The sequence below is a fragment of the Mycobacterium neumannii genome (genome assembly GCF_048452905.1).
GTDB lineage: Bacteria > Actinomycetota > Actinomycetes > Mycobacteriales > Mycobacteriaceae > Mycobacterium > Mycobacterium neumannii_B.
Window position 1 is genome coordinate 180249 of record NZ_JBCGVF010000001.1, and the last position, 22372, is coordinate 202620.

Below are 22372 nucleotides of genomic sequence, written 5' to 3' on the forward strand. Positions count from 1 at the left end.
TCAGGCGGTGTCGCGTGCGGCCGCGCGGCCCGCCGCACGTCCGGAGAACACACAGCCGCCGAGGAAGGTGCCTTCCAGCGACCGATAGCCGTGCACCCCGCCCCCGCCGAAGCCCGCCGCCTCTCCGGAGGCGAACAGGCCGTCGAACGCGTTGCCGTCGGGCTTGAGCACGCGCGCGTCGAGATCGGTTTCCAATCCGCCCAAGGACTTTCGCGTGAGGATGTGCAACTTCACCGCGATCAGCGGCCCCGCCTTGGGATCGGTCAACCGGTGCGGTGCCACGACGCGGCTGACGCGGTCGCCGAGGTAGTTGCGTGCCACGCGGATCGAGGCGATCTGCGTGTCCTTGGTGAATTTGTTGGCCACCTCGCGGTCGCGGGCGGTGACCTCGGCCTCGACGGTCGCGTAGTCCAGCGGCAGCACGTCGGGGACGTCGTTCATCGCCGACACCAGGCCGCGCAGCGAGTCGGCGCTGACGAAGTCGACGCCGCGGTCGACGAACGCCTGCACCGGTGCGGGCGCCCCGGCACGGACCCGCGCCAACACGTCGCGGATGCTGCGGCCGGTGAGGTCGGGGTTCTGTTCCTGACCCGACAGCGCGAACTCCTTGGCGATGATGCGGGCGTTGAGAATGAACCAGGTGTAGTCCTGGCCGGTCTGCGCGATGTGTTCGAGCGTGCCGAGCGTGTCGAAGCCGGGATACAACGGCGACGGCAGCCGATTGCCGTTGGCGTCCAACCACAACGACGACGGTCCGGGCAGAATCCGGATGCCGTGCAGCGGCCAGATCGGGTCGTAGTTCGTGATGCCCTCGGTGTAGTGCCACATGCGGTCGCTGTTGATCACCCGCGCCCCGGCCGCTTCGGTGATGCCGATCATGCGCCCGTCGACGTGTGCGGGCACACCGGACAGCAGCTGTTCGGGCACGCGGCCCATCCGTTTGGGCCAGTTCTGCCGCACCAGGTCGTGGTTGCCCCCGATACCGCCACTGGCGACGATCACCGCCTGGGCGCGAAATTCGAACCGTCCGACCGGTTCTCGCGAGGTGGCCACGCCGCGCGCCGCGTCGGAGGGTTCGAGCACCGTTCCGCGAACGCCGACGACGGCACCGTTGGAGACGATGAGCTCGTCGACCTTGTGCCGGTGCGCGTACCGGACCCGCCCGGTCAGCCGGCGAGCGAAGATGTCGACGATCGCGGGGCCGGTGCCCCAGGTGATGTGGAATCGCGGCACCGAGTTGCCGTGTCCGCGCGCGTCATATCCGCCGCGCTCGGCCCACCCGACGAGCGGAAACGTCTGCAGGCCGCGTTCGCGCAGCCAGCCACGTTTCTCGCCGGCGGCGAAATCGACGTAGGCGTGCGCCCATTGGCGCGGCCAGTGGTCCTCCGGCCGGTCGAAGCCCGCCGAGCCGAGCCAGTCTTGAAGCGCCAGCTCGTGGCTGTCGCGGATACCCAGCCGCCGCTGCTCCGGGCTGTCGACGAAGAACAGCCCGCCGAACGACCAGTACGCCTGGCCGCCGATGTTGTTGGCGTTCTCCTGGTCGACGATCAGTACGCGGCGGCCGCGCTCGACCAACTCGCAGGCCGCCACCAGACCCGCCAGCCCGGCTCCGACGACGATGACGTCAGCATCTGCCATGGCCGCCACGTTAGCGGGCGGGTGCTAGGCGGCGGCCGTCATTGCGGCGCCCGGCCGCCATTTGTAGACATCCGGCACGCAGCGGTGCATGAGTGCGAGGTCGACGGCGTCGAGCATCGCGTGTCGGATGCCCGGCCTGCGCAAGTGCCGTGCGGCGACGGCGACTCGAACGATTCCACCTCGCCGAGCCGTCCGGTCGGCCGACAGCACCAGCGTTCGGCACCACCACGGTTCGCGCAGGAAGCCTTCACCGACACCGAGCACGCGCGACCGAACGGCCGTTGCGCGGATCAGGTCGGTGATGTCGGTCAGCCCGGCGAGAAGACGAAAGCCCTTGCGCGGCAGCATTAGTGCGGTGCCACCGGATACGGTCCATCCCGGTGCGGCGAACAGCCGCGTACGCAGACCCATGTGCTCCATCACGCGGTCGGCGGCCATTAGCCGCAGGCCGGCCTCGTGTGCGGGCAGCGTCGCGAACTCACCGCGGCGCTTCTTGGTCGCGGCCTCGTCGAAGCCGTGTAACACGATGGCGTCACCGCAGTCCCGCCGGGCGGCGAGCCACCCGGCGGTGGCGCCGTCTTCCTCGAGCCGGTAGCCGCCCTCGATCCTGGGCGCCACCAGCAACGAGACCGGCACACCCCGGGCGTCGAGTTGCGCGCAGAAGTCTGCGACGTCGGGCATCGTGCGATCGGTGATGCCGGAGAGGGAGACGATCAGCTGTCCTGCCACGCCGTCAGTGTGGCAACCTCAGGTGTCGCAACGGTTTACAACACGCTGATGGCAGGTGGCCATCGGGGGCTATTGCGGCAGGACGTCCTCGATGGCCGCGATCACCTCGGGGGCATCGGGTTCGGTGCGCGGCCGGAACCGCTTGACGACCATTCCGCCCGGTGCGAGCAGGAACTTCTCGAAGTTCCACTGGATGTCGCCGGCCTCACCGCTGTCGTCGGGTGTCTTGGTCAACTCGGCGTACAGCGGGTGCCGGTCGGCGCCGTTGACGTCGGTCTTGGCCAACAAGGGGAACGTCACGCCGTACGTCGTCGAGCAGAACTGCGCAATCTCCTCGGCCGTACCGGGTTCCTGGCCCATGAACTGGTTGCACGGCACGCCGATCACGGTCAGCCCGCGCTCGCCATAGTCCTTGGCCAACTGTTCGAGCGCGGTGTACTGCGGAGTCAGACCGCATTTCGAGGCGACGTTGACCACCAGCGCGGCGCCGTCGGCCAGTTCGCCGAGCGTGGTGTCGCGGCCGTCGAGGGTGGTCACAGCGATATCGGTCAGCGGAGTCTGGGGCATGCCCGCACGTTACCCGGTCTCGAACAGCATGCCCGCGACCCGGTGCACGGTAGCCATCGGATCACCGTCGGCGTCGATCGCCTTGTTGAGCCACAACAGCGAAAAGCCGTGCACCAGTGACCAGGCCGCGAGCGCCGCCGCTTCAGGGTCCTGAGCGGCGCGCGGATCGTCGAGGGTGCCGACACCCTGTCTCAGTTGCGCACCCGCCGCGTCCTGGGCCGACTTCAACTCCGCATCGTCCGGGTCGACGAGCGAGCGGTCGAACATCACCGCGTAGTGCCCGGGATTGTCGAGTGCGAAGCGCACATACGCCAGTGCGGCATCGATGAATTCCGGCTCTGCGTCGGCGAGCGCGGCGGCCAGCTTGCGCCAGCCCTGCGCGGCCAGCGCGGTGAACAGGCCGCGCCGGTCGGTGAAGTGGTGTGCGGGCGCGGCATGCGACACCCCCGCGACCCGTGCGAGCTCTCGCAGCGAGATTCCGTCGGCGCCGCGCTCGGCGACCAGGCTCGCCGTCTCGGCGAGGATGACGGCCTTCAGATCGCCGTGGTGGTAGGACGCCCTGCTCATGCGGACATCATAGCGAAAATCTTGACACTGGCTAGATTGTTGCCTACCTTTTCAACTAGTCACTGTCAAGATTGGAGTCGTCATGGCTGTACTCGTCACGCTGATACTCGGGACCCTCGGCGCCCGGCTGGTCGGCTTGTCGGGCGTGGACTACGTCGACAGCTGGCCGTCGGCGATCGCCGTCGGACTGGCCGCGATGTTCGCGCTCACCGGCGTCGCGCACTTCGTCAACCCGCTGCGCCGCGACATGATCGCGACCGTTCCGCCGCGACTGCCCGCCCCGGCGTTGCTGGTCACCGTCACCGGTGTGCTCGAACTCGTAGGCGCGGTAGGTCTGCTCTATCCGCCCACCCGCGCCGCCGCAGCGGTCGGCCTTTTCGTACTGATGATCGCGATGTTCCCGGCCAACGTCTACGCGGCACGGATGCCCCACCCGCCGAAGTCGATGACAACCCGGTTGGACCTGCGCACCGCCGAGCAGATCGTGTTTCTAGGGGCGGCGCTCGTGATCGGCCTGGGCAGCGTCCAGTAGCCACGCGTACTGGAATGCGGTTTCCTTCCAGCGTTCGTATCGCCCGCTGATACCGCCGTGGCCGGCATTCATCTCCGTCTTCAGCAGCACGGGATGACCGTCGGTCTTGGCATGCCGAAGTGCGGCAACCCATTTCGCCGGCTCGACGTAGTACACCCGAGTGTCGTTGAGCGACGTCATGGCCAGTATGCGCGGGTAGTTCCTCGCCTCGACGTTCTCGTAGGGCGAGTAGGACTTCATGTACTCGTAGACGTCCTTGTTCTCCAACGGGTTTCCCCACTCGTCCCACTCGGTGACCGTCAGCGGCAGCGACGGGTCGAGGATCGTGGTGAGCGGGTCGACGAACGGCACCACCGCGAGGACACCCGCGAACAGCTCCGGAGCCATGTTGGCGACGGCGCCGACGAGCAGACCGCCCGCGCTGCCCCCGTAGGCCACCAGGTTCTCCGGCCGGGTGACGTCGGTGTGCACGAGATGCTCGGCGGCCGCGATGAAATCGGTGAAGCTGTTCTTCTTCTCGAGCATCTTGCCGTGCTCGTACCACGGCCGGCCGAGTTCGCCGCCGCCCCGAACATGCGCGACCGCGAACACCATCCCGCGGTCGAGCAACGACAGTCGCGCGATGGAGAAACGCGGATCTTCGCAGGCCTCGTAGGCGCCGTAGCCGTACAGCAGCGTGGGCGCCGGATACTGCAGGCCGATCTTGTGCACGATCGAGATCGGTATCCGCACACCGTCCGGCGCGATCGCCCAATCACGCCGCTCCACATAGTCTTCGGGCCGGTAGTCGCCGAGCACCGGCTGCTCGCGCAGCAGCGTCCGTTCACCGGTGGCCAGGTCGACGTCGTAGATGCGCACCGGGGTGGTGTAGGAGGTGGAGCCGATGCGCAGTTTGGGTGCGCTCCAGTTGGGGTTGGCGCTCAGTCCCGCCGACGTCAGCTCGGATTCGAAGGTGAAGTCTTCGGGACTGCCGTATTCGCCGCTGGGATGGAGGGGCCAGAGCTGGATCCTCGGCAGCGCCTCACTGCGGTAGCTGACGACGAGGTGGCCGTCGAAGGCGTCCACGGAGTCGAGGCGGACGTCGGCGCGGTGTTCGATCAGGGTACGCACCGCAGTGGGCTCGCCGACTGGTACCTCGATCAGAGTGAAGTTCTCGGCACCGTCGTTGTGCAGGATGAGAAACCGGTCCTCGCCGCCGACGACGGCGTGCTCGACGGAGTACTCAACGAAGTCGCGGCGCGGCCACACGATCGTGAATTCGGCGTCCGGGTCGGTCGCGTCGGCGTAGCGCACCTCGGAGGTGACGGCGCTGCCCGCGGCGATGATGACGTACTTGTCGCTGCGGGTGCGCCCGACGCCGAGCCAGTACCGTTCGTCGGGTTCGTTGTAGACCTTCTGCGCGGGCTGGCCCGAGCCGAGGCGGTGTCGCCAGATGGTGTCCGGGCGCCATGGCTCGTCGAGGGTCGAGTAGTAGAGGGTGCGGTTGTCGGCCGCCCACGTCGCGCCGGGACCGATACCGGCGATCGTGTCCTCGTACAGTTCACCGGTGCGTAAGTCCTTGAACCGCAGCGTGTACCGCTCGTCGCCTTTGAGGTCGACCGAGTAGGCGAGGATGTTGCCGTCCAGGCTCACCGACGCGGCGCCCAGCGAGAAGAACTCGTGGCCGTCGGCCTCGACGTTCTCGTCGAGCAGGACCTGCTCGCCGGGGATCTCGGTGTTCTCGTCGAGTACCGGGGGTGTCCAGTCGTCGAGGTCGGCGACAGGACAACGGCAGTGCACGCTGTACTGCTTGCCCTCGAAGCTGCGACCGTAGTACCACCACGCGTCGCGCCTGGTCGGTACAGAGAGGTCGGTCTCCTTGGTGCGAGCCTTGATCTCGTCGAAGATGGCCTGTCGCAGGGGCGCAAGGTGCTCGGTGACATGCTCGGTGTAGGCGTTCTCGGCCTCCAGATGCGCGATCACCTCGGGGTTGGTTTTTTCGCGCAGCCACTCGTAGGGATCGAGGAAGACATCGCCGTGATGCTCACGCCGATTGTCGATGCGCTTGGCTACCGGCGGCTTCATCATCTGTTGATTCGCTCCGCAAGCGTCGCTCATGCACCGATCCAGTCGTCGAAATTCAAGCCCGAAATACGTTCGTAGGCCTCGATGTAGCGGGCGCGAGTGGATTCGACGACATCCGGCGGCAACGGTGGCGGAGGTGCGTCGCCGCCGCGGTCCCACCCGGACTCCTCAGAGGTGAGCCAGTTGCGGACGAACTGCTTGTCGAAGCTGTTCTGCACGACGCCTTCTTTCCAGTCGTCGGCTCGCCAGTACCTGCTCGAGTCGGGGGTGAACACCTCGTCGGCCAGTCGCAGTTCACCGTCGGTGTCCACACCGAACTCGAATTTGGTGTCGGCGACGATGATTCCCGTAGTCAGAGCATGCTCGGCGCCGCGGCGGTAAGTCTCCAGTGTCCGATCGCGCAGTTGTTCGGCCCGCTGCTCACCGATCAGCTTGACCACGTCGTCGAACGAGATGTTCTCATCGTGTTGTCCCAGTTCGGCTTTGGTCGCGGGGGTGAACAGCGGCTCGTCGAACTTGCTGGCCTCGACCAGCCCGGCGGGAATCGGAATACCGCATACCGCGCCCGTCTTCTGATAGTCGATCAGCCCCGAACCGGTGAGGTAGCCGCGGGCCACCGCCTCTACCGGCAACATCTCGAGTTCCTGTACGACGAGCGCGCGGCCGAGCACGTCGGCGGGAATGCGCTCGTCGTCGGGTGGACCGGCGAGGTGATTGGGCGTGCCTGCGGTCCGGCTCAACAGGTCGAAGAAGAACACGCTCATCGCCGTCAGGATGCGCCCCTTGTCGGGGATCCGCGAGTCCAGGACGTAGTCGTAGGCGGAGATGCGGTCGCTGGCCACGAAGAGCAGTGTCTCGTCGTCCACGCGATACAGTTCGCGAACCTTGCCGCTGGCCAGATGTTCGTAGTCGGACAGAGCGGGGCGCATCGGGCCAGCCTATCGGGCAGCATCTACAACCATGACTTCGCGGTTTATCCCCTATGCCACCACGCCGACGCGGATCTTGGCCCAGCTCGTCAGCGACTTCGTGGTGGTCGCCTGGACCACGGTGTGGGTGCTGGTCGGCATGGCTGTGCATTCGGCGGTCTCCACGATCGCGGCGGTGGGTCGCCAGGTCGAGACCGGCGCCAACGGTGTCGCCGACAACCTCGATGCGGCCGGCGAGCGCACCGACGACTTCCCGCTGATCGGCGACGCGATCAGCAAGCCGTTGCGCGCGGCCAGCGAGGCAGCACTCGACATCGCAGGCGCCGGTCACAGCCTCGACACCACGGCGTCGTGGTTGGCGTGGGTACTGGCGCTGGCGGTGGCCGCACCGCCGATCCTGTTCGTCGCGATGCCGTGGCTGTACCTTCGGCTGCGCTTCTTGCGCCGTAAGTGGACCGCGATCACGCTGGCCCGCACCCCCGCCGGGGAGCAGCTGTTGGCGCTGCGCGCGCTGGCCAACCGGCCGCTGGCCAAGCTGGTCGCCGTACACGCCGATCCCGTCGAGGCGTGGCGCCGCCACGACGCAGACGCGATCCGCGGCCTCGCGGCGCTGGAGTTGCGCTCGTCAGGCGTCGCCCGCCACCTCTAACCGCTCCGCCGCCGCGATTTGTGCGCATCGCGGAGCGCTCACCGCTCCGGGATGTGCACAAATCGCTCCGAGGGAACCGTCCGGAAGCGCCGACGCGTCGAACTGGAACATGCTCGACGACCATCTTCGGCAGCACGACGGTGTGATCACGCTGGCGCAGGCTCGGCACTGCGGCCTCAGCAGACACGCGGTGAATCGGCGTGTTCGATCAGGCCACTGGCTTCGGTGCTCGCCTGGGGTGTTCTTCGCCAATGACCGAACCTTCACCGACTCCGCACGCATCAGGGCTGCGGTGTGGTCTCTCGGTCCGCGAGCGACAGCCAGCGGCTTGGCGGCGGCATGGTGGCACGGGATCACCCGGTTCGCCCCAGAAAAAGTCGAGATCACGGTTCCGCGGGTGAGCAACTACCGACCGAGACCAGGCGCGCTGCTGCGGCGGCGTGATCTGTCGCCCCGTGACGTCGTCGAGCGGGCCGGCCTGCGGGTCACTGCCATGCCGCTGACCGTGATCGAAGCCGCAGTCCGACGCGGCGGCGGACCGAGACTGATGGACGCCGCCCTGCAGCGTCATCTCGAGCTCGCCCAACTCTGGCGCGCGCATCTGCGCAACAAGGGCAGACACGGTTCACCGGCCGCACGGCGACTGCTTCGTGCGGCCGAAGACGGTGCGCGTTCCGAAGCCGAACGACTCTTCGTGAAGCTCCTGCGCGACGCCGGATTCACCGGCTGGAAGACGAACCATCCCGTCGGTGGCTACAAGGTGGACGTCGCATTCACCCGAGCGAAGGTGGCGATCGAGGTCGACGGTTGGGCGTTCCACACCGACAGCGAGGCATTCCAGATCGACCGCAACCGCCAGAACGTGATCGCGCTGTTGAACTGGAAAGTGTTGCGTTTCACCTGGCTTGACTTGACGGCGTATCCCGAGCGGGTGATCGCCGAGGTCGCCGCCGCGACCGGTCAACAACCCTCACCCCAACATGCGCCGTAACGTGTGACCGAACGGATAGCGCGCAGTCACCGACCCGAATCGCACCCGGCCGCGCGCCACGAGATGCAGCCTCTGTGAGGGCGGACCGTACGGCACCTTGAGAGTGGTGCTGCCTGCGAATGTCTCGACGCCGTTGAGGTCGGCGGTGGCGCCGTCGGGCAGGATCAGCTCCGTCGAGCTGAGGTAGTCGTCGATGTTCAGGACGACGGTCGGGCTCTGCAACGTCGCGGCGGTGAAGTCGAACGTGGTGTCACACATCCGGGTATTGAGGTCGATGCGCGCAGGCACCGTCCACCGTCCGCGTCGCGAAATCGACGACATCCGGCCCCGCAGCTGCTCACCCACGGCAGCAACGGGCTGCATCGCATCCGTCGAGGGCAGGTCGGCGATCACCTCGCGCAGCTCTCCGCGGGTCCGCGCGGCAAGCACGGCGTCGATCCGCTCGCTGAACTCATCGAGCGTGAGCATGCCTTGGCCGACTGCCCGTTCGAGCAGTTGCCTCGCATGATCGCGGTCGGCGTCGGAAATCCGCACGTTCGCGTCATCGATGTCCATGCCCCGAGGGTAGGTGGCGGAACCACGCGCTCACTCGCAGCACTCCGGCGATCGAGACAGCGATCCACGCAGCAAACGCTAGCCAGAAGAACACCAGCGAAATCGTCGGCAGGCCATGCCATCCGGTCTCTACCGCCATGGCATGGCTGGCTGCCGAGTACATGCCCAGCGGGAAGACCATCGCCCACCACACACCGGCGAACCGCCGGGCATCCGGTCGCCCGAGTTGCCGCACGGCGAAGTACACGAGCGGCGGAATCCATGCCGACGCCAGACACCACGTCGCGACGGTGACCTCGCGAACGGCGTCGATGCCAGCCCGATGGATGTGGTCGCCGGCCAACGTCGCGATCGCGAGCCCACCCATCAGTATCCACGCGTCGGGCTCGAACCCACCGGGATCCAGACGCGCAGCGAACGCACGCGCCAGGATCAGCGCGGTCATGACTCCGTAAATCGCGAGAGCAAGGATCCATATCGCGACGGCGATCAGCAGTAAGGCATGCCATCCCGTGTCGTGCGCAAGCGCGACCGCGACGATCGCCAAACCGGACGAGCCGACGCTGCACAGTTCCCACGCCCCGCGTGCCCGCCCCTGCAGTTCCGTCCAGCACCGACTCGCGAAGTTGCGTGCTGTCAGGACGATCAACACCGACCACACCAGCGCGGCAGGTACGGCCAGAGCCCACATGATCGCCGAGTTCGCCATCAACCGGCTGTCGAGCACCGCACACGCCGCGACGAATGTGAACAAGCCGATCGTCACATCGAGGTCCGACAAATCGGGCGGGCGCCGAAACCACGAAACCACAGCTGCAGCAACGAGAACCAGCAACGCAAGAACGGCCAACACGGCCAGAGCGCCACTGACGTACGTCAAACCGTGGTCGACCGCTGGGATGGAGACGATCCCGGTCGCCATCACGAACGCGAACGCGTCGGGCCTCACCGCCAGCCGCTCACCGCAACTCGACTACCAGATGGCGGATACCGGTGTGCCGATTGCTCCGCGTCCATTCGACGGGTTTGACGAGACGGGCTTCGGAGAAGCGCGCCAGCAACTCTTCGAACAACACACGTAGCTCGAGCCGCGCCAGGTTCGCGCCCAGACAGTAGTGCACACCCTGGCCGAAGCCCAGGTGCGGATTGGGCTGACGGGCGATGTCGAACACGTCGGGTTCGGCGAACACCGCATCGTCGCGATTGGCCGAGCCCTCCCAGATCTGTACCTTCTGCCCGGCCCCGATCTCGCATCCCCCCAACGTCACGTCGCGAGTTGCGGTGCGCCGCTTGGACGGTGAGGGCGACGACCAGCGCACCATCTCCTCGACCGCCGAACCCAGCAACGCGGAATCGCCGCGCAGCGCGGTCAGCGAGTCGGGGTTGTCGATCAACGCCAGCAGGCCGCCCGCCACCGCGTTGCGTGTCGTCTCGGCACCCGCACTGAACAACAGGCTGAAGAACAGGTAAAGCTCCAGGTCGGATAGCGCACCATCGCCTTCGGTGTCGTCCAGGCAGGCGTTCGCGACCACCGACAACATGTCGTCGGTAGGCGAGGCGCGCTTGGCGGCTATCAATTCCTGGCCGTAGGTGTACATCCGCGATCCCGCTTCTTCGGCGGTCAACTGGCCGACCGACGCTTTTCGCGAGCCTCCGAAGTCAAACTGCGGCTCGATCGCGTGGAACAGCCAATGTCGTTCGGACTCCGGCACTCCCAGCAGGATACAGATCATCTGCATCGGCAACTCGGCTGCCACGTCGACCAGGAAGTCAAACGGCTCGCCAGGCGAGACGGAATCCAGCAGGAGTCGCGCACGCGAGCGAAGATCGTCTTCGACCCTGCGGATCATCCGCGGCGTCAGGCCGGAGCTGACCAGACGCCGGATCTGGGAATGCCGCGGGTCGTCCATCATGTTCAGCACCTGACCGGCGATCGCCAGATCCTGCAGCAGCGTGCCGCCGTAGGGCCGGGAACCACCGGTCACAGACGAATAGGTCTGCGGATCACGAAACACCGCAAGCGTTTCGGCGTAGGTGGCCACGGACCAGAATCCCTCGCCGTCGGGAGTGTGCTCGGTCGGCTCGTGCCAGTACACCGGGGCCTCGCGCCGATGTAGCGCGAACAGCTCGTGTGGAAATCCGTTCGCGAAGTTGTCCAGATCGGTGAAGTCGATCCCGCCCAGTGTCACAAGATGGCACCCGAGGTGTATTTGGCCGCTTCGGGATAGCGGCTCACCAACTCGTCGACCGCCGTAACGACGCGGTCCACCTGATCGCCGGCCGCACCGGTGAACGCCTGCTTGTCGGCCAGCGCCGCATCGAGCGCCGGCCGGTCCAGCGGCAGCCGGGAATCGGCCGCCAAGCGATCCAGCAGATCGGGTTCCTGACCCTTCTCTCGCATGGCCAACGCCACCGCGACGGCGTGCTCCTTGATGACCTCGTGCGCGGTTTCGCGGCCCACCCCGGCGCGGACGGCGGCGATGAGGATTCGCGTCGTCGCCAGGAACGGCAGGTAGCGATCCAGTTCGCGCTGGATCACCGCGGGGTAGGCGCCGAACTCGTCGAGCACCGTCAGGAACGTCTCGACCTGCCCGTCGAGGGCGAAGAACGCATCCGGCAGTGCCACGCGGCGCACCACCGAGCAGAACACGTCGCCCTCATTCCATTGCGCGCCAGCGAGTTCGGCCGCCATGGAGCCGTAACCGCGCAGCACCACCTGCAACCCGTTGACCCGTTCACACGAACGCGTGTTCATCTTGTGCGGCATCGCCGACGACCCCACCTGCCCAGGGGCGAAGCCCTCGGTCACCAGTTCCTGGCCGGCCATCAGCCGAATGGTCTGCGCCAGCGACGACGGTCCTGCGCCCACCTGCACCAGCGCGGACACGACGTCGTGGTCCAGTGAGCGTGGATACACCTGCCCGACACTGGTGAAAATCTCGGTGAAGCCAAGGAATTCGGCGACGCGCCGCTCGAGCTCGGCCAGCCGCGAGGCGTCGCCACCGAACAGGTCGAGCATGTCCTGGGCGGTGCCCATCGGACCCTTGACCCCGCGCAACGGGTAGCGGTCGATCAACGAGCGCAGGCGCTGCAGCGCGATCAGCAGCTCCTCGGCCGCCGAGGCGAACCGCTTGCCCAGTGTGGTGGCCTGTGCCGCGACGTTGTGGCTGCGGCCGGCCATCACCAGGTCGCGGTACAGCGCGGCGCGCTCGGCCAGCCGGGCCACCACCGCGACTGCGTGGGAATGCACCAGCTCCAGCGAGCGCCGGATCTGGAGCTGCTCGACATTCTCGGTCAGGTCGCGACTCGTCATCCCCTTGTGCACGTGCTCGTGGCCGGCCAGCGCGTTGAACTCCTCGATGCGCGCCTTGACGTCGTGGCGCAGCACGCGTTCGCGGGCAGCGATCGATTCGAGGTCGACGTGCTCGAGCACCCGCTCGTAGTCGTCGACCACGCCGGAGGGCACATCGACGCCAAGTTCGGCCTGCGCGCGAAGCACCGCCAGCCACAGCCGGCGCTCCGCGACGACCTTGGCTTCCGGTGACCAGATCGCCACCATGTCCTCGCTGGCGTACCGATTGGCCAGCACGTTGGGGATCGTCACAAACACTCAGCTTACGACCCGGGTAGTGCAGGCTGGTCCCATGTACTTCGTTGGGCTCGATCTCGCGTGGGCGGAGGGAAACCAATCCGGGGTGGCAGTCCTCGACGACGACGGACGGCTTGTGCAGGTGAGCGCGGCGGTCAGCGACGACGACATCGCGACGGCCCTCATCCCGTTTGTCGACGGCCCATGCATCGTGGGCATCGACGCGCCTCTCATCGTGAACAACCCCAGCGGGTATCGGCTCGGCGAGTCGCTCTACAACCGGGACTTCGCGCCGTTCGAGGCGACCGCACAGCCGGCGAACACGGGCAACCGTCTCTTCGATCCGCCCCGCGCCGAGGTGCTCTGCCAACGCCTCGGTCTGGACCCCGACCCGCTGTCGCGCGGCGACCGTCGCGCGATCGAGGTCTATCCGCACGCGGCGACGATCTCACTGTTCAAACTCGGCAAGACGCTCAAGTACAAACGGCGCGCCAAGGATGTCGCCAAGCGCAAGGACGAGTTGCTGAGGATGGTGGGGCTGATCGAGGGGTTGAACGACGCGACGCCGCGGCTTCGCGTGCGCAGCAGCCCCGCCTGGCTCGAACTTCGCAAGAGGATCGAGGCCAGCGATCGAGCCTTCCAGCTGAACGCTTGTGAGGATCCCGTCGACGCGGTGCTCTGCGCTTATGTCGCGCTGTTTTTCGAGCGGCGGCGCGAGGACGTCACGATCTACGGCGACCGCGAAGGCGGCTACATAGTCACACCCGCACTCCCGCCAGGGCTGACGCCCGCTCCCCGAGCCCGTGCGGCGGCCAACCCCGAGCGCGGCGACGTGTTACCACGCCTGGAGCAGGTTCAACAACTGATCGAGCGAGCCCAACGCGAACTCACCGAGATCCGCAGGCAGTTGGGCGGTTAGTCCGGGGACTGCGCGAGCTGAGTCGGATCGTTGATGCCCGCGTCCTTGATGCCGAGTCGCCTGTTGATCACCATGGTGATGAGGAAGAGCACGATTCCGGTCACCACCAGGATCCCGCCCAGCAGATACTGCGTGCCCGGGCGGCCCGACAGGGGCGTCACCAAATACACCGACGTGATGAATCCGATGATGGGCAGGACCGTGGGTGTTCGGAAGTGCCTGTCGTCTCTGGGGACATCGCGACGCAGGACCAACACCGCGACGTTGACCGTCGCGAACACCGCCAACAGCAGCAGCGATGTGGTGCCGCCGAGCACCGAGAGCGCCTTACTGCTCGCGAACGCCGAGACGTAGAAGATCAGCCCGAACGCGATGATGGTGGTGAAAATGATTGCCACCCAGGGGGTGTGCCGGGTCCGGTGCACCGAGCCCAGAACCGGCGGCAGTACATGCTGGCGTGCCATGCCGTAGATCAACCGGCTGGCCATCAGCATGTTGATCAAGGCGGTGTTCGAGACTGCGAACATCGTGATGAACGGGAACAACTCGTCGATCGGAAGGCCCGGTGCAGCGGCTTCGACCACGCTCACCAGTGGGGTGCTGCTCGCCCTCAATTCGCCGATCGGCACCATCGCCACCGCGATGATCGACACCAGGATGTACACGACACCCGCGATGCTCAGGCCGGTCAACAAGACCTTCGGGAAAATCCGGACGGGGTCTTTGGTCTCCTCGGCCATATTGACCGAGTCCTCGAACCCGACCATGGCGAAGAAAGCAAGCGATGTCGCCGCGGTGATCGCGACGAATGTGCTTCGGTCCTCGCTGTTTTCGAACATCACGATGCGCGAGAAGTCGTGGTCGCCGGCCTGGGCGAAGGCCCACAGACCTACGAAGATCACCAGCAGCAGACCGCTGATCTCGATGATGGTCAGGCCGACGTTGAGCTTGACGCTCTCACTGACACCGCGCAGGTTGATCGCGGCGAGGACGGCCATGAAGCTCAGGGCGATGAGCGTGACGCCCGCCTTACCCCAATCCAGGCCGAAACCCTCGATCAGGTTGGCCGCGAAGGCCTGTGATGCGGTCGAGGCCGACGTGATACCGGAACACATCACCACGAACGCGACCAGGAATGTGAAGAACTGGATCCCGAATGCCTTGTGCGCGTATAACGCTGCGCCCGCCGCTTGCGGGTATTTGGTGACAAGCTCCAGATAGGAGAACGCTGTGACAGTGGCGATGGCGAACGCGAGCAGGAACGGCAACCACGCCGCCCCACCCACTTCCCCGGCAACCTGACCTGTCAGCGCGTAGACACCGGTACCGAGGATGTCGCCGACGATGAACAGCAGCAACAACCCCGGACCCATGACCCGCCGAAGCTCCGGTTGCGTGTCGGTCGGCGTACTCATCGGTGCCCTTTACTCTTCGCGCAAGCGCTCATCGGTGCCCTTTGCTCTTCGCGCAAGCGCTCATCGGTGTCCTTTGCTCTTCGCGCAAGCGCTCATCGGCCTCCTACGTCACACCTGCGCCACTCGCTCGTCGATTGGTGCCAACACGTCTATCACGTCGATCAGCGTTGCGCGTGCTGATGCGCGAGGCCCGTCGCCCTCGGCGACGAGCGCCGCCACCACCGCACCGTCGACCGCGTTGACCAACGCGGTGAGGTACTCGGCGCGCACCGAGCGACCCGACCGCTCGATGACCTCGATGACGGCATCGGTGCGCTGGCGCATGATCCGCCGCTGGATGTCGCGCAGCATCGGGTGGCGCGCGCACGCGATGTAGCGCTCGTAGCGTGAGATCAGCTGCTCGCTGACCCGTTGCCCCGCCACGTCGTCGACCAACAGATCCACCAGGATGTCGGCGGTCGACTCCGCGCCTCGCCGGCGCCGCGACAACATCGCCACCCGGGCGCGCAACTGCTCGGCCTCACGCTCGCCGACGTATTCGACGGCCCTGGCGATCAGATCGTCCAGCGACGAGAAGTAGTAGGTCGTCGACGCCAGCGGCAGGCCGGCGCGACGGGCCACCGCACGATGTCGCACGGCGTCGAAGCCGCCCTCGCGCAGCAGATCGGCAGCGGCGCTGACCAGCGCAAAGCGTCGACGTTCTCCCTTGGGAGTGACCGCTGCCGTCACCTTTAGCATGCTGCCAGTCGGGCGGCCCTCCCATCGCGCTTTCGCCTAATCGTCAGGGTTTCGAACCGAAGTCGGGGCTGGTGTTTCTGCTGCGACGGGCCAGCCGCCACTCGTGGGGCGGACAACCCGCGATGGCATCATGGCCGCCATGCCCGAACTGAGCCGCCGTTCGCTTCTGCGCCTCGGAGTCGGCGCGGCCGCCGGAGTGGCGGCGCTGCGGATGGCGCCCGCGGCCACGGCCACCCCCGCCGCACCCACCTACGTCGACGGGTCCTTCGTCTCGGCGGCCCGCGGCGGGCAGACGACCGACTGGGCGATCGCCCGTCCGCCCGGTCAAACCGCGCCGCTGCGTCCGGTCATCGCCTTGCACGGCAAGGGGCAGGACGCAGCGGGTGTGATGGCCGGCGGCGTGGAACAGGGCTTGGCCGAGGCGGTCGCCGCGGGGCTGCCGCCCTTCGCGGTCGTCGCCGTCGACGGCGGTGGAAGCTACTGGCACAAGCGGGCCTCCGGCGAGGACTCCGGGGCGATGGTGCTCGACGAGCTGATCCCGATGCTGGGCTCACAAGGTTTGGACACCTCACGAGTCGGCTTCCTGGGCTGGTCGATGGGCGGCTACGGGGCGCTGCTGCTTGGGGCGCGACTCGGCCCCGCCCGCACCGCCGCGATCTGCGCCGTCAGCCCCGCGCTGTGGACGTCCTCCGGTGCCGCCGCGCCCGGTGCGTTCGACAGCGCGGAAGACTATGCCGCCAACAGTGTTTGGGGCCTGCCCGCGCTGGCATCGATTCCGATCCGGATCGACTGCGGCACCGGTGATCCGTTCTACTCGGCAACAAAGGAATTCGTCGCGCAGCTGCCGAATCCGCCCGCGGGCGGCTTCTCGCCGGGTGGGCACAATGCCGGGTTCTGGAGCTCGCAGCTGCCCGCAGAGCTGTCCTGGATGGCCCCGCTGCTGACGGCTTAGACGCTGATGCGCCCCTCGGCCGCGGCAAGCGCGATGTCGCTGCGAAAGTGGCTGCCCGGCAGCCGAATCGACTCGATCACCTGATAGGCGGCCTCACGCGCGGCCGACAGATCCGCGCCGGTACCCACGATGGAGAGCACTCGGCCTCCCGAGGACACGACGGCACCGTCCTCGCGACGACTCGTGCCCGCGTGCAGCACACCCTCCACCTCGGAACCGGTGATCACGTCGCCGACACGCGGGCGAGACGGGTAGTTCTCCGCGGCCAACACCACGGTCACGGCGGCGCCGTCGCGCCACTGCAGCGGCGGCTCGTCGGCGAGGTCACCCGTTGCGGCCGCGTACAGCAGTCGACCCAATGGCGTCTCCAGCAGTGCCAGCACCGGCTGGGTCTCGGGATCGCCGAAGCGGCAATTGAATTCGATCACGGCCGGGCCTCGTGAGGTGATCGACAGCCCCGCGTAGAGCAACCCCGAGAACGAACTGCCGCGCTTGACCAGTTCGGCAGCAACGGGTTTCACAATATCGTCGACGATGTGGGTGACCATGTCCTCGGGCAGCCACGGTAGCGGCGCGTACGCCCCCATACCGCCGGTGTTGGGACCGGTGTCGTTGTCGCCGACCCGTTTGAAGTCCTGCGCGGGCAGCATAGGCACCACGGTCTCGCCGTCGACGACGCAGAACAGCGACACCTCCGGCCCGTCGAGGAACGACTCGAGCAGCACCGGATGTCCCGCGTCGAGCAGGCCTGCGGCATGAGCCCTGGCGGCTGCGCGATCGGCGGTGACCACCACACCCTTGCCCGCGGCCAGACCGTCGTCCTTGACCACCCATGCGGCCTCGCCGCTGTCGGGGCCGAAGCGGTCGAGCGCCGCGTCGAGGTGAGCGGGGTTGTCGACGACCTCGCTTCTGGCGGTGCGCACACCGGCGGCCGTCATCAGCTCCTTGCCGAACGCCTTCGAACCCTCGATACGGGCCGCGTCCTTACTCGGCCCGAAGCAGGCGATACCGGCGCTCCGCACCGCATCGGCGACGCCGAGCACCAGCGGTACTTCCGGCCCGATGACGACGAGGTCGACCTCCAGCCGCTGCGCCAGCGTGGCGACGGCATCGCCTGAGGTGATGTCGACGTCGTACTGGTCGGCGATCGCGGCGGTACCCGCATTACCCGGCGCGATCGACAAACCGTCGATCTGCGGGTCACGCCGCAGCGCCAGCAGCAACGCATGTTCACGGGCACCGGATCCGATTACCAGGACTCGCACAACTGCTCACCCTAACCGCAGTCTCGATCTCGGTTCGGTCGACGACGTTAGTTAGGCCATACACTTGACGCGACACTGTATGGTCGAGTGTATGACACAGGCCACATGCCCGTTCGGACCCGACGGTGCCAGTCCCCAAGGCGCGATGCGCTCCCCCGCAAGCGGGAGGTACCCCCAGCCCGGGTTTGACTTCACCGACCCCGAGGTGCTCCTGCGCGGTATCCCCGTCGCCGAGTTCGCTCAGCTGCGCAAGACCGCGCCGGTGTGGTGGAACGAGCAGCCCGAGTCGATCTTCGACGACGGCGGCTACTGGGTGATCAGTCGCCACGAGGACATCAAGGCCATCTCGCGCAACGGCGAGCTGTGGTCGACCAACCGCAAGGGCGCGGTGATGCGCCTGCCCGAGGGCGTCACCTCGGATCAGCTCGAGCTCACCAAGGCGCTGCTGATCAACCACGACGCACCCGAACACACGAGGCTGCGCAAACTGGTGTCGCGCTTGTTCACCCCGCGAGCAATCACCACGCTCGAGGAGCGGTTGGCGACCGCCGCACGCGAAATCGTCGCCGAAGCAAAGCAAAAGGGCAGCGGCAACTTCGTCGACGACATCGCGATGCGCCTACCGCTGCTGGCCATCGCCGACCTGATCGGTGTGCCCGAGGCCGATCGCGAGAAGTTGTTTGGATGGACCAACGCGATCATGAACACCGACGACCCCGACTTCGACTCCGATCCGACCGCCGCCAACGCGGAGCTGATGGGATACGCCTACGCGATGGCCGAGGAGCGCCGTCGCTGTCCGGCAGACGACATCGTGACCCGGCTGATCGAGGCCGATATCGACGGGGAGTCGCTCGACGATGTGGAATTCGCGTTCTTCGTGATCCTGCTTGCGGTCGCCGGAAACGAGACAACCCGAAACGCGATGACCCACGGTATGAACGCGTTCTTCGAGAATCCCGAGCAGTGGGAGCTGTTCAAGCGTGACAGGCCCGCGACCGCGGCCGACGAGATCGTGCGGTGGGCCACCCCGGTGCACTGCTTCCAGCGGACCGCGCTGGCTGACACCGAACTCGGCGGCGTCACGATCCGCGAGGGCCAGCGGGTGGGCCTGTTCTACAGCTCGGCCAACTTCGACGAAGAGGTCTTCGACCAGCCGTTCCGGTTCGACATCTCGCGCGACCCCAATCCGCACCTCGGTTTCGGGGGCAACGGCGCCCACTACTGCATCGGCGCGAACCTGGCCCGCATGGAGATCAAGCTGATCTTCAACGAGATCGCCGACCAGATTCCCGGCATCGCCAAAGCCGGTGAGCCTCAGCGCCTTCGGTCGGGCTGGATCAACGGCGTCAAGGACCTGCAGGTCTCTTACACCGGCTGACCGGGCGGGCTGAGTAGGATTTTCGCCGTGCGCACTCACGGTTGGTCCGGCTCGGCGCCGTCGACGGATGAGGAGGCGGTCGCCCGAATCCTCGATGCCGCGGGCAAGGCGATCGACGCGCGCGGCGCGGAGTTCTCGATCAGCGACGTCGCGCGCACACTCGGGGTGACGCGACAGACGGTCTACCGGTACTTTCCCAGCACCGACGCCCTGCTTCAGGCCTCAGCACAGCGCGCGGCCACCGGCTTTCTAGACCGGCTCGCCGACCACCTGCAGGGGTTGGCCGACCCGCAGGAGGCGGTCGCCGAGGGCATCGCCACCGCGCTGGAGTGGCTGCCACAGGACAAACACATGGGACTGTTGCTGATGCCCGCGCGGGCCAGTGAGTTCAGCCAGACGGTCACCTCGGATGTGGCGTTGGAATTCGCCAATTCGATGCTGCGCCGCTTCGACGTCGACTGGGCCGCGCAGGGGTTCGACGACCACGACCTCGACGAACTGGCCGAACACCTGCTGCGGATCATCCAGTCGTTCATCATCGATCCGGGACGTCCCCCGCGCCGCGGCCCCGAGCTGCGGAGCTACCTGCGACGCTGGGTCGGTGCGTCCGTGGCCGCTCCGACGGCGGCCCGCTAGCGCCGCAATTGGTGCTCGGCCGGCCGTCTGGCGGGCCGTAAACTCACGATCGTGAGTGTCGTCGATGCCTTCCTCTCGACGTGGGCGCGGGCGCGCGCCTCGTTCGGCGAGGGCATCCCGCAGGACGGCGGCGGGCTGGACCACAGCGCCCGCCTGGAGTCGCTGCGGGACGAGGTCGAGTCGGCGACGCCCGGTTCGGATTGGACCGGCGCGGGCGCCGAGGGCTATCGAGACCGGAACGCCAGGCAGGCGAGGGCTCTGGGGGCATTGGCCGACCTGGACCGCCGACTCGCGGCCGAGGTGGACAGGTCGGCCGCGGTGGTCGCGGCCGGCAGGCGTGAGCTCGACGCGGTCCGTCAGTGGGTGCTGGACGCCGCGGCAACGACGCCCGAAACCCCTGCCGGCCAACAGATGCTGTGGCCGGTGGTCAGCAAGGGCGCAGGCGAGGTCGCCGAGATCATCCAACGCTCACACAGCGACCTCGCTGCCATTGCGGCCAGGATGCGCACACTCGGTGCGGAGTACGAGGAACTCGGTAGACCCGCGCGCTGAGCGGACGGGTACGCCCGCCGATCGCGAGGCTCAGAGCACGGTCAACGGCAGTGACTTGCGGTCTTCGAACTCCCATGTCGAACCGCCGCTGACCCTGACAACCGACACCTCAGAGAATTCCTTGGCTTCGCTGTCCGTCTCGACGACCCGCGCGGTCCACTCCTGGACGGTGCCGGTGACCTCGACATCGAGGTGCTTGTCGATCGCGGTCACGGCGGCCTGCAACGGACGCACCTCGTCCGGCGTCACCAGCGACACCCAGGCGCCGTCCTCGTGCGCCGCCGAACGCCGCACGTGCACTACATCCGGACCGAACTCGGCGTCCACATAGGCCGCCGGGTTGAGCATCGGATGCAATTGCAGTGTGCGCACGGCGCCTTCGATGCCGCCGGCAAGCTTCAGCGCGCGGTGAATGCGTTCCGCGGCGATGCCGGCGATGCCGATCAGCTGTTTGGTGCAGATCTCGTTCGCCAGTTCGGTGTTGGTACCGGCGCGCTTGCCCACCGCGATCACGAACGACAAGTTCAGCAGGTGCATCTGCAGGGTCACCTCGTCGGCCATGCGTACCAGCGCCGAGTGTGAGAAGGCCCCGAAATCGAAGTCCGACACCAGTGGTCCCGAGTAGTCCGACTGGCCCTCGTCGTCGGGGTCGATCGGTTCGAATTCGGTTCTGGCGGCGCGGGTTCGGCGCATCACGGCCAACACCGGGTGATCGTCCACCTCGGGGTAGGACTCGTCGATCACGACCGTCCACGCACAGTGCGGGTGCCGATCGGCCGGCGTCCGCGGAGGCCGGTGGATCGGACGGATCTGCGCGCGACGGTTGGTGGCGGCCGCGGTCGCGTCGAATGTCGGGTCCTCGATGTCGTGACACATGCCGCGCACGTAGTCCTCGCCCATCGGCTCCACGTCGAGCAGCGCGCCGCAGTGGTCGAGGTGGAACTCCCCGTGCCAGCGGTCGTGAACGGTGTAGCGGAAGTCCATGAACTGCGGTGGGGCGCCGATGTCGAGCTGCATACCCTTGAAAATCGTGACGACGTCGTCACCCTCGAAGTCCAGTGCACGCTGGATGCGCTTGGCGTAGATCGGGCTGGCGCCCATCCACTCCTCGATCGCGACCTGCAGCATCTCCTCGCGGCCGAAATGGCTGATCACCCACGCCATTCCGGACCGGTCGATCAATTGACCGATCAGCAGCAACTCGGGCAGCAGGACCGCGAGTTCTTCCCGCGACAGGGACGCATACCTACTCGTCATGGATCGTGCCACCGGAATGCATCTTCACCGCGGCGTTGACATTCGCTCGTCTTTCCGCGGCCGTGCCCTGCCCGCCGCCCTTCTCCGCGGCCTTCTTGCGATTCTTGATCACCTTGCTGACCGCACCGTCCAACTTGGAACCCAGCGGGAACCCGAGGTAGTGGGTCAAGAAGACGGCCACCTCCTTGAGCTCGTTCTCGGTCATCTCACCGTTGGCCAGCGCTGCGTTGGCCTGGATTTCGGCGAGGTCGGAGTTCCCGACGGCGGTCACGGCGGTCAGCGTCATGATCCGCTTGTCGCGCATCGACAGCCCGGGGCGTGTCCAGATGGTGCCGAAGAGGTGGTCGACGGTGAGGTCGAAATACGGATCGCCCTCGATGTTGGGCATCTCCCAGCCGTAGACTTCGTTCATCTTCTCGAGGCCCTTGCGGCGCAACTCGTCCATCG

General features: G+C 66.9%; 23 protein-coding genes. 8 read left to right on the top strand and 15 right to left on the bottom strand.

Annotated elements, in window-relative coordinates; all coding sequences use genetic code 11:
• The 4 genes from AAHH99_RS00755 to AAHH99_RS00770 form a co-directional block, all read right to left on the bottom strand.
• Positions 1-1638 carry an FAD-binding dehydrogenase gene (locus tag AAHH99_RS00755; RefSeq protein ID WP_418766980.1) on the bottom strand — a complete coding sequence of 546 codons (1638 nt, stop codon included), beginning with the start codon at positions 1636-1638 and terminating at the stop codon, positions 1-3.
• Positions 1639-1662: 24 nt separating this feature from the next.
• Complete coding sequence (locus tag AAHH99_RS00760) at positions 1663-2367, bottom strand: DUF2334 domain-containing protein (RefSeq protein ID WP_418766981.1); 705 nt, start codon at positions 2365-2367, stop codon at positions 1663-1665.
• Between the two features lie 69 nt (positions 2368-2436).
• Positions 2437-2934, bottom strand: coding sequence for a glutathione peroxidase (locus AAHH99_RS00765; RefSeq protein ID WP_418766982.1), 498 nt, complete (start codon positions 2932-2934; stop codon positions 2437-2439).
• A gap of 9 nt (positions 2935-2943) precedes the next feature.
• Positions 2944-3501: a TetR/AcrR family transcriptional regulator gene (locus tag AAHH99_RS00770; RefSeq protein ID WP_418766983.1), complete on the bottom strand. Its 558-nt coding sequence runs from the start codon at positions 3499-3501 to the stop codon at positions 2944-2946.
• Between the two features lie 82 nt (positions 3502-3583).
• Between AAHH99_RS00770 and AAHH99_RS00775 the strand changes: the two genes are divergently transcribed.
• Positions 3584-4033 carry a DoxX family protein gene (locus AAHH99_RS00775; protein ID WP_418766984.1) on the top strand — a complete coding sequence of 150 codons (450 nt, stop codon included), beginning with the start codon at positions 3584-3586 and terminating at the stop codon, positions 4031-4033.
• Here AAHH99_RS00775 and AAHH99_RS00780 read toward each other — a convergent pair.
• Positions 3992-6097 (bottom strand): S9 family peptidase, encoded by a 2106-nt coding sequence (locus tag AAHH99_RS00780; protein ID WP_418766985.1) that lies wholly within the window; start codon positions 6095-6097, stop codon positions 3992-3994. The two genes, AAHH99_RS00775 and AAHH99_RS00780, sit on opposite strands and share 42 nt — an antisense overlap.
• 29 nt (positions 6098-6126) lie before the next feature.
• A complete protein-coding gene (locus tag AAHH99_RS00785; protein WP_418766986.1) occupies positions 6127-7026 on the bottom strand; it encodes a phosphoribosylaminoimidazolesuccinocarboxamide synthase in 900 nt (299 codons plus the stop codon).
• 31 nt (positions 7027-7057) lie between these two features.
• On the opposite strand from AAHH99_RS00785, the gene AAHH99_RS00790 reads away from it, so the two are divergent.
• Together AAHH99_RS00790 and AAHH99_RS00795 are read left to right on the top strand one after the other, a co-directional pair.
• Positions 7058-7675, top strand: coding sequence for a hypothetical protein (locus AAHH99_RS00790; protein WP_418766987.1), 618 nt, complete (start codon positions 7058-7060; stop codon positions 7673-7675).
• 109 nt (positions 7676-7784) lie between these two features.
• Positions 7785-8666 carry a DUF559 domain-containing protein gene (locus tag AAHH99_RS00795; RefSeq protein ID WP_418766988.1) on the top strand — a complete coding sequence of 294 codons (882 nt, stop codon included), beginning with the start codon at positions 7785-7787 and terminating at the stop codon, positions 8664-8666.
• On the opposite strand, the gene AAHH99_RS00800 is transcribed toward AAHH99_RS00795, so the two are convergent.
• Genes AAHH99_RS00800 through purB form a run of 4 tightly spaced genes read right to left on the bottom strand, consistent with a single transcriptional unit; the run spans position 8646 to position 12825 of the window.
• Positions 8646-9221, bottom strand: coding sequence for a DUF1707 SHOCT-like domain-containing protein (locus AAHH99_RS00800; protein WP_418766989.1), 576 nt, complete (start codon positions 9219-9221; stop codon positions 8646-8648). The two genes, AAHH99_RS00795 and AAHH99_RS00800, sit on opposite strands and share 21 nt — an antisense overlap.
• A complete protein-coding gene (locus AAHH99_RS00805) occupies positions 9208-10170 on the bottom strand; it encodes a tellurite resistance/C4-dicarboxylate transporter family protein (protein ID WP_418766990.1) in 963 nt (320 codons plus the stop codon). Before AAHH99_RS00805 ends, AAHH99_RS00800 begins: the two co-directional genes overlap by 14 nt.
• A 10-nt stretch (positions 10171-10180) precedes the next feature.
• The gene (locus AAHH99_RS00810; protein WP_418766991.1) at positions 10181-11410 is read right to left on the bottom strand and encodes a cytochrome P450; all 1230 of its coding nucleotides are present in this window, start codon (positions 11408-11410) and stop codon (positions 10181-10183) included.
• Positions 11407-12825 (bottom strand): adenylosuccinate lyase, encoded by a 1419-nt coding sequence (gene purB, locus AAHH99_RS00815; protein ID WP_418766992.1) that lies wholly within the window; start codon positions 12823-12825, stop codon positions 11407-11409. The genes AAHH99_RS00810 and purB overlap by 4 nt, the downstream gene beginning before the upstream one ends.
• A 40-nt stretch (positions 12826-12865) precedes the next feature.
• Here purB and AAHH99_RS00820 point away from each other — a divergent pair, with 40 nt between their 5' ends.
• On the top strand, positions 12866-13729 hold the full coding sequence (locus tag AAHH99_RS00820) for a DUF429 domain-containing protein (protein WP_418766993.1): 864 nt from the start codon (positions 12866-12868) through the stop codon (positions 13727-13729).
• On the opposite strand, the gene AAHH99_RS00825 is transcribed toward AAHH99_RS00820, so the two are convergent.
• Both AAHH99_RS00825 and AAHH99_RS00830 read right to left on the bottom strand, forming a co-directional pair.
• Positions 13726-15144, bottom strand: a complete 1419-nt coding sequence (locus tag AAHH99_RS00825; protein WP_418766994.1) for an APC family permease — start codon at positions 15142-15144, stop codon at positions 13726-13728. The two genes, AAHH99_RS00820 and AAHH99_RS00825, sit on opposite strands and share 4 nt — an antisense overlap.
• 108 nt (positions 15145-15252) lie before the next feature.
• Positions 15253-15882: a TetR/AcrR family transcriptional regulator gene (locus AAHH99_RS00830; protein ID WP_418766995.1), complete on the bottom strand. Its 630-nt coding sequence runs from the start codon at positions 15880-15882 to the stop codon at positions 15253-15255.
• A gap of 127 nt (positions 15883-16009) precedes the next feature.
• Between AAHH99_RS00830 and AAHH99_RS00835 the strand changes: the two genes are divergently transcribed.
• Positions 16010-16834 (top strand): alpha/beta hydrolase, encoded by an 825-nt coding sequence (locus AAHH99_RS00835; RefSeq protein WP_418767555.1) that lies wholly within the window; start codon positions 16010-16012, stop codon positions 16832-16834.
• Here AAHH99_RS00835 and purD read toward each other — a convergent pair.
• Positions 16831-18099 carry a phosphoribosylamine--glycine ligase gene (gene purD / locus AAHH99_RS00840; protein WP_418766996.1) on the bottom strand — a complete coding sequence of 423 codons (1269 nt, stop codon included), beginning with the start codon at positions 18097-18099 and terminating at the stop codon, positions 16831-16833. The genes AAHH99_RS00835 and purD overlap by 4 nt on opposite strands.
• Positions 18100-18190: 91 nt before the next feature.
• Between purD and AAHH99_RS00845 the strand changes: the two genes are divergently transcribed.
• Genes AAHH99_RS00845 through AAHH99_RS00855 form a run of 3 tightly spaced genes read left to right on the top strand, consistent with a single transcriptional unit; the run spans position 18191 to position 20668 of the window.
• A complete protein-coding gene (locus AAHH99_RS00845) occupies positions 18191-19480 on the top strand; it encodes a cytochrome P450 (protein WP_418766997.1) in 1290 nt (429 codons plus the stop codon).
• 27 nt (positions 19481-19507) lie between these two features.
• The gene (locus tag AAHH99_RS00850; protein WP_418766998.1) at positions 19508-20116 is read left to right on the top strand and encodes a TetR/AcrR family transcriptional regulator; all 609 of its coding nucleotides are present in this window, start codon (positions 19508-19510) and stop codon (positions 20114-20116) included.
• 51 nt (positions 20117-20167) lie between these two features.
• Complete coding sequence (locus AAHH99_RS00855) at positions 20168-20668, top strand: EspA/EspE family type VII secretion system effector (RefSeq protein WP_418766999.1); 501 nt, start codon at positions 20168-20170, stop codon at positions 20666-20668.
• A gap of 30 nt (positions 20669-20698) precedes the next feature.
• Here AAHH99_RS00855 and AAHH99_RS00860 read toward each other — a convergent pair whose 3' ends face one another.
• Together AAHH99_RS00860 and AAHH99_RS00865 are read right to left on the bottom strand one after the other, a co-directional pair.
• Positions 20699-21925: a hypothetical protein gene (locus AAHH99_RS00860; RefSeq protein ID WP_418767000.1), complete on the bottom strand. Its 1227-nt coding sequence runs from the start codon at positions 21923-21925 to the stop codon at positions 20699-20701.
• A complete protein-coding gene (locus tag AAHH99_RS00865) occupies positions 21915-22370 on the bottom strand; it encodes a carboxymuconolactone decarboxylase family protein (RefSeq protein ID WP_418767001.1) in 456 nt (151 codons plus the stop codon). The genes AAHH99_RS00860 and AAHH99_RS00865 overlap by 11 nt, the downstream gene beginning before the upstream one ends.
• Positions 22371-22372: the final 2 nt, after the last annotated feature.

What these genes read in the sequence shown, in the direction of transcription:
- AAHH99_RS00865 (WP_418767001.1), bottom strand. Translation starts at nt 22,370, where the DNA reads ATGGACGAGTTGCGCCGCAAGGGCCTCGAGAAGATGAACGAAGTCTAC.
- AAHH99_RS00820 (WP_418766993.1), top strand. Translation starts at nt 12,866, where the DNA reads ATGTACTTCGTTGGGCTCGATCTCGCGTGGGCGGAGGGAAACCAATCC.
- AAHH99_RS00800 (WP_418766989.1), bottom strand. Translation starts at nt 9,221, where the DNA reads ATGGACATCGATGACGCGAACGTGCGGATTTCCGACGCCGACCGCGAT.
- AAHH99_RS00770 (WP_418766983.1), bottom strand. Translation starts at nt 3,501, where the DNA reads ATGAGCAGGGCGTCCTACCACCACGGCGATCTGAAGGCCGTCATCCTC.
- AAHH99_RS00775 (WP_418766984.1), top strand. Translation starts at nt 3,584, where the DNA reads ATGGCTGTACTCGTCACGCTGATACTCGGGACCCTCGGCGCCCGGCTG.
- AAHH99_RS00755 (WP_418766980.1), bottom strand. Translation starts at nt 1,638, where the DNA reads ATGGCAGATGCTGACGTCATCGTCGTCGGAGCCGGGCTGGCGGGTCTG.
- AAHH99_RS00780 (WP_418766985.1), bottom strand. Translation starts at nt 6,097, where the DNA reads ATGAAGCCGCCGGTAGCCAAGCGCATCGACAATCGGCGTGAGCATCAC.
- AAHH99_RS00785 (WP_418766986.1), bottom strand. Translation starts at nt 7,026, where the DNA reads ATGCGCCCCGCTCTGTCCGACTACGAACATCTGGCCAGCGGCAAGGTT.
- AAHH99_RS00860 (WP_418767000.1), bottom strand. Translation starts at nt 21,925, where the DNA reads ATGACGAGTAGGTATGCGTCCCTGTCGCGGGAAGAACTCGCGGTCCTG.
- AAHH99_RS00790 (WP_418766987.1), top strand. Translation starts at nt 7,058, where the DNA reads ATGACTTCGCGGTTTATCCCCTATGCCACCACGCCGACGCGGATCTTG.
- AAHH99_RS00795 (WP_418766988.1), top strand. Translation starts at nt 7,785, where the DNA reads ATGCTCGACGACCATCTTCGGCAGCACGACGGTGTGATCACGCTGGCG.
- AAHH99_RS00845 (WP_418766997.1), top strand. Translation starts at nt 18,191, where the DNA reads ATGACACAGGCCACATGCCCGTTCGGACCCGACGGTGCCAGTCCCCAA.
- AAHH99_RS00825 (WP_418766994.1), bottom strand. Translation starts at nt 15,144, where the DNA reads ATGAGTACGCCGACCGACACGCAACCGGAGCTTCGGCGGGTCATGGGT.
- AAHH99_RS00765 (WP_418766982.1), bottom strand. Translation starts at nt 2,934, where the DNA reads ATGCCCCAGACTCCGCTGACCGATATCGCTGTGACCACCCTCGACGGC.
- AAHH99_RS00830 (WP_418766995.1), bottom strand. Translation starts at nt 15,882, where the DNA reads ATGCTAAAGGTGACGGCAGCGGTCACTCCCAAGGGAGAACGTCGACGC.